The 9,200-nt window shown below is 47.4% G+C and carries 12 protein-coding genes and 1 pseudogene; 12 read left to right on the top strand and 1 reads right to left on the bottom strand.

What is annotated here, in order from left to right; translation table 11 throughout:
* Positions 1-273: 273 nt before the first annotated feature.
* From Pmgp_RS20605 to Pmgp_RS15110, 8 genes and pseudogenes are all read left to right on the top strand, one after another.
* Positions 274-330, top strand: a pseudogene (locus Pmgp_RS20605) (S-layer homology domain-containing protein); the annotation flags it as partial.
* A 60-nt stretch (positions 331-390) separates the two neighbouring features.
* Positions 391-504, top strand: a complete 114-nt coding sequence (locus tag Pmgp_RS19825) for an S-layer homology domain-containing protein (RefSeq protein ID WP_192902955.1) — start codon at positions 391-393, stop codon at positions 502-504.
* A 26-nt stretch (positions 505-530) separates the two neighbouring features.
* Complete coding sequence (locus tag Pmgp_RS15130; RefSeq protein ID WP_134214830.1) at positions 531-1,271, top strand: hypothetical protein; 741 nt, start codon at positions 531-533, stop codon at positions 1,269-1,271.
* A 31-nt stretch (positions 1,272-1,302) separates the two neighbouring features.
* Positions 1,303-2,154, top strand: a complete 852-nt coding sequence (locus tag Pmgp_RS15125; RefSeq protein ID WP_134214828.1) for a TrmO family methyltransferase domain-containing protein — start codon at positions 1,303-1,305, stop codon at positions 2,152-2,154.
* Between the two features lie 14 nt (positions 2,155-2,168).
* Positions 2,169-2,432, top strand: a complete 264-nt coding sequence (locus Pmgp_RS15120) for a putative Se/S carrier protein (RefSeq protein ID WP_134214826.1) — start codon at positions 2,169-2,171, stop codon at positions 2,430-2,432.
* Between the two features lie 18 nt (positions 2,433-2,450).
* Positions 2,451-2,981: an aminotransferase class V-fold PLP-dependent enzyme gene (locus Pmgp_RS15115; protein ID WP_345789154.1), complete on the top strand. Its 531-nt coding sequence runs from the start codon at positions 2,451-2,453 to the stop codon at positions 2,979-2,981.
* Entirely contained in the window at positions 2,968-3,156 is a 189-nt protein-coding gene (locus Pmgp_RS20720; protein WP_345789153.1) for an aminotransferase class V-fold PLP-dependent enzyme, read from the top strand. Before Pmgp_RS15115 ends, Pmgp_RS20720 begins: the two co-directional genes overlap by 14 nt.
* A gap of 210 nt (positions 3,157-3,366) precedes the next feature.
* On the top strand, positions 3,367-4,845 hold the full coding sequence (locus Pmgp_RS15110; protein ID WP_134214824.1) for a PAS domain-containing sensor histidine kinase: 1,479 nt from the start codon (positions 3,367-3,369) through the stop codon (positions 4,843-4,845).
* A gap of 67 nt (positions 4,846-4,912) precedes the next feature.
* Here Pmgp_RS15110 and sigK read toward each other — a convergent pair whose 3' ends face one another.
* A complete protein-coding gene (gene sigK, locus Pmgp_RS15105) occupies positions 4,913-5,620 on the bottom strand; it encodes an RNA polymerase sporulation sigma factor SigK (protein WP_134214834.1) in 708 nt (235 codons plus the stop codon).
* A gap of 235 nt (positions 5,621-5,855) precedes the next feature.
* On the opposite strand from sigK, the gene mobA reads away from it, so the two are divergent.
* The 4 genes from mobA to aroC all read left to right on the top strand — a co-directional run bounded on the left by mobA (position 5,856) and on the right by aroC (position 9,200).
* Positions 5,856-6,473, top strand: coding sequence for a molybdenum cofactor guanylyltransferase (gene mobA, locus Pmgp_RS15100; protein ID WP_134214822.1), 618 nt, complete (start codon positions 5,856-5,858; stop codon positions 6,471-6,473).
* Positions 6,467-6,991 (top strand): YqeG family HAD IIIA-type phosphatase, encoded by a 525-nt coding sequence (locus tag Pmgp_RS15095; RefSeq protein ID WP_134214820.1) that lies wholly within the window; start codon positions 6,467-6,469, stop codon positions 6,989-6,991. Before mobA ends, Pmgp_RS15095 begins: the two co-directional genes overlap by 7 nt.
* The gene (gene aroE, locus Pmgp_RS15090) at positions 6,975-7,865 is read left to right on the top strand and encodes a shikimate dehydrogenase (RefSeq protein WP_134214818.1); all 891 of its coding nucleotides are present in this window, start codon (positions 6,975-6,977) and stop codon (positions 7,863-7,865) included. Before Pmgp_RS15095 ends, aroE begins: the two co-directional genes overlap by 17 nt.
* Positions 7,866-8,039: 174 nt before the next feature.
* Positions 8,040-9,200 (top strand): chorismate synthase, encoded by a 1,161-nt coding sequence (aroC, locus tag Pmgp_RS15085; protein ID WP_134214816.1) that lies wholly within the window; start codon positions 8,040-8,042, stop codon positions 9,198-9,200.

The raw sequence follows: 9,200 nt of genomic DNA, 5'->3' as shown, positions 1-9,200 counted from the left end.
CTTGAATAACGCTCTGCGTTATTCACATACCCACAACCCCTGCGACGGTAGAGACAAAAATAATATTGCTAAAAGACCGCCAGTAATAATATTCCATAATTACCATTCCAAATGAGCTGATCCCCTTTTTATGGGTGGTAAACTTTTACGTGATCACAGTGGTAAACTTTTTGATTGACAAACACACTATAGTTTGTTTTTCTATCTTACAGGAGGATCTGGGTTTTTCAGAGTGGTATTTACACTGAACGCTGATGCTTCAGATTAAACAGCCTGGGATATATCAGCGGTTATCCTGACGGCACTTTCAGGCCAGGCGCCTATATCACCCGTGCCGAGTTCACCACAGTCCTGGTTAAAGCCTGTAAGCTGCCAGTCGCAGGAGGGAAGGTGTTTAGTGACACATCCAAACACTGGGCTGTGAATTATATTGCCGGCGCTAATGAGGCCGGTATCGCAAGCGGCTACAGCGAGGACAGTATTGGTCCGGATAAGGAGATTTAGTTAAACGGTAAAGGTGGTTTTATGAATTGTTGGCAGTAGCATTGAATTCTTTGGGAACAATCGATGAAGAATACTTTGCGTCTTTATTTGTGAGGCAATTTACAGGTTTTAAAGTGATCAAACTTAGTCTTTACAAAGATGCAGAGAAAGATCAGCTGCAGGTTTGCCAGCCTGAGAAGGATGCAGATCTGCTGAAAGATTTGATACAGAATTCAGACCCTGCCGATCCTATTCTGCGGCTTAAAGGCCCCAGGGCCAAGCTGCAAAAAGCGGTGCGTTCCATGTTTTTCCCCGGCCAGAAAAAGAAACATGAAAAAGTATTATTAATAGGTAGCGAAGGTTTTAACGACTTTCCCTGGGCTGTACAAATTGTAGCGGTTCAGCTGAATGTATTGGACCTGATACAAGATACGGAAGAACTACAAAAATCAGGTTTCATGATTTTACATGACCCGGAAAAAAATGAAAGCGAAAATTTTATAGTTGGTGTAAAAACGCTCCACCCGGAAAATACCATGTACGTTGAATTATACCAGGGGGACAGGTCAAAGGATATTAAAAAATGCTATGAAGTCGTATTTGCCGAGTATTTAGTTAAAAGGAAGAAAATAAAAGAAAGGCTCGAAGAACAACATCCCGGGCAAGTGATCAGCTGTGCGCAAGCCGGCAGAATAGCCGGTGAACTAAGAGTCAGCACGTATCTGGTAGGCAGTGTGTGTGATGAATATGGCTATCAGATTACTAACTGCGGCTTGGGCTGTTTTTAGTGGTTAACATATTTACAGGAGGTTAAAATTTATGACTATAGTGCCAGAGGATCCTGTTTCGATACGGCCAGTAGGTGTCGTGGTTTCTGACTTCAAAAAAGTAAGCCGGGATTATGATTACAATAAAGAAAGTATGATCTATGTGCGGGAAGACCTTGCCAGCGCGCTGATCGGGCTGGAGTATTTTTCACATCTGCATGTTATTTACTACCAGCACCGCAAGCAAGACTGGCTGGAGCTCGTGGGATCCGCACCGGAGGGAGCATCTTCCCTGACCATCCCCTTTACCAGCGAGCCGGCCTGCCAGGGGGTGTATTCCACCCGTTCCCCAGCCCGTCCTTCAGCGATAGGCTCTTGCGTTGTAGAAGTAATCAAGCTGGATCAAAACTGTATTTATGTCAAGGGGCTGGATGCCATAGACGGAACTCCCGTCCTGGACTTGAAAATATATATTCCTCATTATGACTCGTTTCCTCTGGCTGAAACACCGCTCAATTGGTGTAAAGGGAATGAACTGATCACAACTTCCCGCAACCTGCACTGGGATACCATCAATGTCGGACTTACTCTGGGTCTCAGAGCAGGCGCAAAAGCCATGCGGGTGCTTGGCATCAGCCGCGGAGAAGCGTTGCGGGCGGAAGTGGCCGGCGGACATTTCTTTGCGCAGGGGGTAGAGGGGGCCACCGGATGCAGTGAACTAAGAGGCAATATGGCTTTTAAAAAGCTGCATACTTCGCCGGGAGAGTGGCAGCTCAGTCTTGTGGGTAAGGATGAGCAGGTGCAAATCAGGCTCAGGGACCATATTTACTCGGGAGCGGCTGAAGTCCTGGAGGTAGGGGAAGCGGTCTTGTTTGCTTCCATCCAAAAGTCAAAGATAGGCTAATATGAGGATGTACGATGGAATTTGTTCTAGCAGTGTTTTCATCCGTCAATCTGGTAAACAGAATGAAAAGCAGGCTGAACCAGAATGGTGAGTATTTTGGCATGATCCGTGCTCCACACTCTGTAGCTGCCGGTGGGTGCGGTTTTGCGCTGCGTTTTGAGTATGACAAACTCCCGCTGGTAATGCGGGCGGCGCAGGAATTGGGAATCGAGATAAACGGTATCTACAAAGAACACGATCTGGAAAACGGCAACAAAGCATATACAAAGGTTGGGTAAACTAAGGAGACGCATTAAGTGATATACCTTGACAACGCTGCTACCTCATGGCCTAAGCCCGAGTCTGTTTATGACGCTATGGTTAAATGTATCAAAGAGTACGGTGCCAATCCCGGCAGAAGCGGACACAGGATGGCGGTCAAGGCCTCTGAGAAGGTATTCGAATGCCGGGAGAACCTTGCCAGACTGTTCGGTATAGCGGAACCGCTGCGGATAGTTTTTACAATCAATGCTACCGAAGCGATCAATCTTGCCGTTAAAGGATTGCTTACTCCGGGCAGCCATGTAATTATTTCGAGCATGGAGCATAATTCTGTGGTACGTCCCCTTAAAAAACTGGAAGCTTTGGGGGTGGAGCTTTCTATTGTTAAAGCGAATCCGGACGGGAAGGTGTGCGCTGAAAACATTGAAGGGGAGATTAAGGGGAATACAAAGCTGTTGATTGTCACCCACGCGTCTAATGTGACGGGAACGGTCAATAATCTTAAAACGATCGGCAGCCTGGCAAAGAAAAGTAAAATCGTTTTTATGGTGGATGCAGCTCCGTGAACTTGATGAAAAATACAGTATCGCCGCCAGAGGCGGCATTCACTGCGCCTGTCTGGCCCATGAAACCATAGGGACACAAAATACAGGCACGGTCAGGTTCAGTGTCGGGGTTTTCAACACAATCAAAGAAGCCGATAAAGCTTTAGAAGCAGTCAATGCAATCGCCAAATCTTAGGTTCGGGTTTTATCTGATCGAACAGTTTTGATAAGGAGCTTTAGGTTAGATTACATATTACCAGCCTGTCTTTCTCAATGATCTTAAATTAGCGCTTCTATTTGGCATGAAAAAGGAAATAAGGCAGTTCTGTTGAATATTATTCAATGAAGTATAATAATACCCATAGACTTCCATATCTTCAACAAGCGATGGAGTTACAGCGCAATCATGTATATGAAGCAGAACACGCCCCATTATATTGAAATAGTAGAATTTCTCCCCGATGCTACCTTTGTCATAGACAGTGACCGTAGGGTAATTGCCTGGAACCTCGCTTTAGAGGAAATGACGGGTGTATATAAGAAGGATATCATGGGTAAGGGAGATTATGCTTATTCTACTCCTTTTTACGGTATGCCCAGACCAATCCTCATTGATTTCATATTTGGTGAAGACAGAAAAAATGAAATTCCCTATAAATCTGTGGAAAGAAAAGGCAATCGCATTTTTGCTGAAACTTTTTGCCCTCTTTTATATAACGGGAAGGGGGCTCACCTGTGGGGGACAGCTTCACCACTTTTTGACGAAAAAGGCAACCTGATTGGAGCAATTGAATCCATCCGGGATATAACTATGCACAAGCAAACGGAGAAGGATCTGCGTTTGTCGGAAGAACGTTTTTCCAAAGCTTTTCGCGCAAGTCCCAACCCTATGTCTATCACCTTGCTGGCTAATGGTGTCATAATCGATGTTAATGATGTGTTTTTGGAAACAGTTGGCCGTACTAGGGAAGATGTTATAAGCCAGAGGATATATGATGTCGGTTTCTGGTTAAACCCGGGCGAGCGCGAAAAAATAGTGACGCAGCTTAGTGAAGGTAATGGTGTTCGCAATAAGGAAATTATTTTTAAGAAAAAATCGGGTGAGCTTTGTAATGGGTTGTTCTCCGCTGAAATTATTGACATTAACGGTATGCAGTGCCTTCTAGGTATTGTAACTGATATTACAGAGAAATTAAGATATGACAGGGAAATGTCGCGCTTGGACCGGTTAAATCTGGTGGGTGAAATGGCTGCTACCATCGCTCACGAAATCCGGAATCCTTTGACCAATATTCTGGGTTTTACCGAAATCTTGAAAAATGAAATGCCAACAGCGCCAAATAGTGTATACTTTGATTTTATAGTTGAAGAACTGTACCATGCCAACTCTATAGTTGAGGAATTTCTTTTCCTGGCCAGAAGCAAACCACTGACCTTAAAAAAACAAAAATTAGATATAATCTTAAAGGCAATTGCCCCTCTAATCAAAGCCAGTGCCATCCATGAAAGAAAAGAAGTTGATTTTGAACTGAACGAAGTCGCGGAGATTCCACTTGACGAAAAAGAAATACGTCAATTGGTCTTGAACCTGGTCCGCAACGGTCTGGAAGCAATGGACTCCGGCGGAAAACTAACCATACGAATATTTATGAATCAAAATGATGTGGTTTTAGCGGTACACGATCAAGGAAGTGGTATTGCAGCCGATGTGCTTGAAAAGATTGGCACACCATTCTTTACGACTAAAGAAAAAGGAACAGGTTTGGGCCTTGCTGTTTGTTACAGCATTGCCGCCAGGCATAATGCTGATATTAAAATTAAAACCGGCGCCAAGGGAACAACTTTTTTTGTTATATTCAAGCAAAGCTATCAGACGGAAAATTAATACTCTAATAAATCCTTATATTTAATTTTACAAGCTATATTCGTTCACTAATTATTGAAGGCTGCCGTTACTGGCAGCCTTCTAAGGTAAATTCTTTGGCAAGTTTGCTGATAGCTCTTTTTTCTATGCGCGACACGTAAGATCGGGATATGCCGAGGCTCCGCGCTATTTCCCGCTGGGTTTTGCGGTCCCCGTCCTGCAGGCCGAACCTTAGTTCCAGCACCTTTTTTTCACGGCGCGTCAGGTGGCGCACTTTCTCCTGCAGGCGTTTTTGTTCAAAGCTGTTTTCCACCATTTCTGACACTACCTCGGGATGAGTCCCTAAGACATCAATCAAGGTGATCTCATTGCCTTCCTTGTCAACTCCGATAGGGTCGTAAAGCGATACCTCCGCTCTTACCTTTTTCATAAACCGTAAATGCATTAAAATCTCATTCTCGATGCACCGTGCAGCATAGGTGGCCAGCCGGGTTCCCTTGCCGGGATTGAAGGTGTTGATGGCCTTAATCAAGCCAATGGCGCCAATAGAGATAAGGTCATCCGGATCTTCACCAGTGCTGTCAAATTTCTTGACGATATGCGCTACCAGACGCAGGTTCCGCTCGGTCAGGACGTTGCGCGCCCTTTCATCGCCCCTTTTTAAAAGTCTTAAGTACTTTGCTTCCTCCTCTTCGGACAGCGGCTGCGGGAACGTGTTGTTAGCGATATAGGAGACAAGCAAAAGGAGGCCGTTTACCAGTGATACCACGGTCAAAGTCCAGAGACCTGGTAGCATCAATTTATCCCCCCTAAAATTTGCATGCTATTAATAATATGCGCGGGGGATGTTTTGGTGCGTGTCCTAAATAGAATGATCTTTAAAGGGTTTTTTAGCCTTCCGGAGAAGATAATTCTTTTAGGCTTGTTTGGGTAAATTTTTATATTATATGTACTATGTATAAAATATAACAAAAAGATTTAGAGAGAGATTAGAGAGAGAGTTAGAGTAATTTAGGGAAGGGGTAAGGTGAGTGACTGAGGTAGCCGGAGTTATTCTGGCTGGGGGAAAAAGCAGGCGCATGGGTACAGACAAAGCTTTTCTTACAGTTGGCCGGGAAGCTATGATCGAGCGTGTTGCCGCGGAACTGAGAAAAGTCTTTAAGGAGATCCTAATCAGCGGGGGAGACGAGGAAACCGGCCGGCGCCTGGGACTAAGAGTAATCCCGGATTTGATTAAAGGAGGCGGCCCTCTTAGCGGCATCCACGCGACATTGATTGCGGCGCAAAGTGATAAATGCCTGGTGGTGCCTTGTGATATGCCTTTTTTGAGCGCCGAACTGGCAAAAATTATGATCAGCCAGTCAGAAGGTTATGATGTTACTGTGCCCCAACACGGCGATTACCTTCAGCCTCTTTTCGCGGTGTACAGCAAGAGCTGTATTCCCGCTATTGAAGAAGCATTGAATAATAACAGGCATAAGGTTGTTGATTTTTACCCCCGGGTGAGGGTAAAGTATGTCAGTGAAGCAATTTTAAAAGCCGCTGCTGATATTGATACTGTGTTTTTCAATGTCAACACGCCGTTTGACCTGGAAAAAGCGAGAATCATTGACAAAAAAAAGAAAAAAGTCAGGAGAGTCAATTGCTGAAGATTCTTTATCCGAAGATGTACGTATCGTCAATATTGGAAATCAAGCCCTGCTTACTGAAAGAAAAAGGCCTAAAAGGTATAATTTTCGATCTGGATAATACCATAGTGCGAAGGGATTCGGTTGTTTTCACCCCGGAGATCTGGAAGCATCTCTCCGAGCTTCAGAGGGAAGGGTTCAAAATGGGTATAGTTTCGAATAATTCCCGGAAGAGAGTTGGGGCTGTGGCCGGGCAAATGTCACTGCCGGCTGTGCCCCGGGCGGTTAAGCCGCTGGTAAGACCTTTCCGCCGGGCTTTGAAGCTGCTGGGCACCAGGCCGGATGAGACAGCCCTGGTGGGCGATCAGATTTTTACCGATATTCTGGGCGGGAATTTAACCGGTTTGTATACCATCCTGGTGGTACCGATGGAAGGAAAAGATTTCTGGGGGACCAAGTTGATCGGGCGCCCCCTGGAGAAGATTGTGCTGGCCAGGATCAAAAAGTCAGCGGGGGTTCTGCATGGCAAGTGGGATTAACGGTCGAACGAAAATATGCGGCATCATAGGTTACCCGGTTGGGCATTCCTTTTCACCGGTGATGCAGAACGCCGCTTTTAGCGCTGCAGGGCTTGACTATGCTTATGTGCCGTTCCCGGTAGAGCCGGGCGATGTTAAGGAAGCTGTAAAAGCTGTTAAAGCGTTTGGGCTGGTTGGGGTAAATGTGACTATTCCACATAAAGAGACTGTGCTTCCTCTGCTTGACCAGCTTTCTGAAGAGGCCAGGCTCACAGGCGCTGTCAATACAATTGTCAATCACTCGGGTAGACTGTGCGGCTATAATACTGACGGGGAAGGGTTCTGGCGCTCACTGGGGGAAGTGGGGTTTCTTCCCGCCGGTAAGACAGTCCTGATCCTGGGAGCCGGCGGTGCGGCCAGGGCCGTGGCGGTTGCTGCCGCTCTGGCAGGTATAAAGAGGCTGATGCTGGCCAACCGGACAGAAAAGCGGGCCAGGGAACTGGCCTGCTTCATTGCTGAAAAAACCGGGCTGCCGGCGGATGTAATACCATGGCCCGAAGATAAGGGCGGCTCGTTGCTAGGAGAAGCGCTTTCAGGAGCAGATCTTGTAGTACAGGCAACGCGGCTGGGCATGCACCCGAACGAAGCTGAAGTTGTTCCGATTCCCTATGACCGGTTTAAGCCGGGCCAGGTTGCCTGTGATCTGGTATATAACCCAATGGAAACAATGTTTTTAAGGAAAGCCGGCCAGTCCGGCGCGGCTGCCGTGAGTGGGCTAGGAATGTTATTGCACCAGGGCGCGCTTTCTTTTGAACTCTGGACAGGTGCTGCCGCCCCCCTGGAAGTAATGAGAAAAGAGCTTTTGAAGGAAGTGACAAAACAGAAGACAGAATAAAAATAAAAAGAAGACAGAATTCAGAATTCAGGAGACAGAACAAAAGGATTTCTTTATTTTTTGCGTTGTTTTATTCTGAATTCTGACTCCTGACTCCTGTATTCTATAACTACAGGTTGTTTGTTTTCCTAATTAAGCTAATACTGAACAAATAACTTATGGAGGAATAAGACTTTGTTACGTTTCCTTACCGCTGGTGAATCACACGGCCCCGCCCTGGTTGCGGTTGTTGAAGGTCTGCCGTCCGGCCTGCCTCTAACCGCGGGTTATATCGACCGGCAGCTCAAAAGGCGCCAGGGTGGTTACGGGCGCGGTGCCAGGATGAAGATAGAATGCGATCATGTAAAATTCTTGTCCGGGGTGCGAGGGGGGATGACTCTGGGCAGCCCGCTAACTTTATATATAGAAAATAAGGACTGGTCAAACTGGTCGCAGGTTATGTCCCCGGACCCCGAGGCCCGGGTGGAAGAAAAGGTGATTACAAGACCCCGCCCGGGACACGCTGACCTTACAGGTGCTTTGAAATACCGGCACAAAGATATCCGCAACGTGCTGGAACGTTCCAGTGCGCGTGAGACAGCCGCGAGAGTGGCGGTCGGCAGTACTGCCAGGAGGCTTTTGGAAGAACTGGGCATAGAAATAACCGGACAGGTGCTTCAGATTGGCGGTATCAACGCGGACACCGGCCAAAGCGATCCGGAGGAATTAAAAAAAATCCTTGCCTCTTCTCAGGTTCTCTGCGCCGACCCGGGGGCGGAGCGCCAGATGATTGAAAAGATAGACCAGGCAAGACAAAACGGGGACACCCTGGGCGGTGTTTTCGAAGTCAGGGTGCATGGCGTGCCGGCCGGGCTGGGCAGCCATGTGCACTGGGACCGCAAAATTGACGCCGGCCTGGCGGCGGCTCTAATGAGCATCCAGTCTGTAAAAGGTGTGGAAGTTGGCATGGGGTTCAGCGGCGCGGCGCTGCCGGGCTCCCTGCTGCAGGACGAGATTTTTTACCAGAAAGACAGGGGATTTTACCGTGAGACTAACCGGGCCGGTGGCATCGAAGGCGGTATGACCAACGGCGAGGTAATTATACTGCGCGCAGCTGTTAAGCCCATCCCTACACTGTACCAGCCGCTGCAGAGTGTAGACCTGCTTGATAAAACAATTTCCAGGGCTGCCGTAGAACGGGCGGACGTCTGTGCTGTTCCCGCGGCCTGTGTCATCGGCGAGGCTGTTGTGGCCTGGGAGATCGCACGCGCCTGTCTGGAAAAGTTCCCCGGCGACAGCCTGGCCGAATTGAAGGAAAACTGGAGTTGTTACCGTACCTATTTGAGGCAGGTGTAG

The sequence above is a fragment of the Pelotomaculum propionicicum genome (assembly GCF_004369225.1).
Classification (GTDB): Bacteria; Bacillota; Desulfotomaculia; order Desulfotomaculales; family Pelotomaculaceae; genus Pelotomaculum_B; species Pelotomaculum_B propionicicum.
Note: the sequence above shows the minus strand (reverse complement) of the source record. Positions and strands in the feature narration are given on the sequence as shown.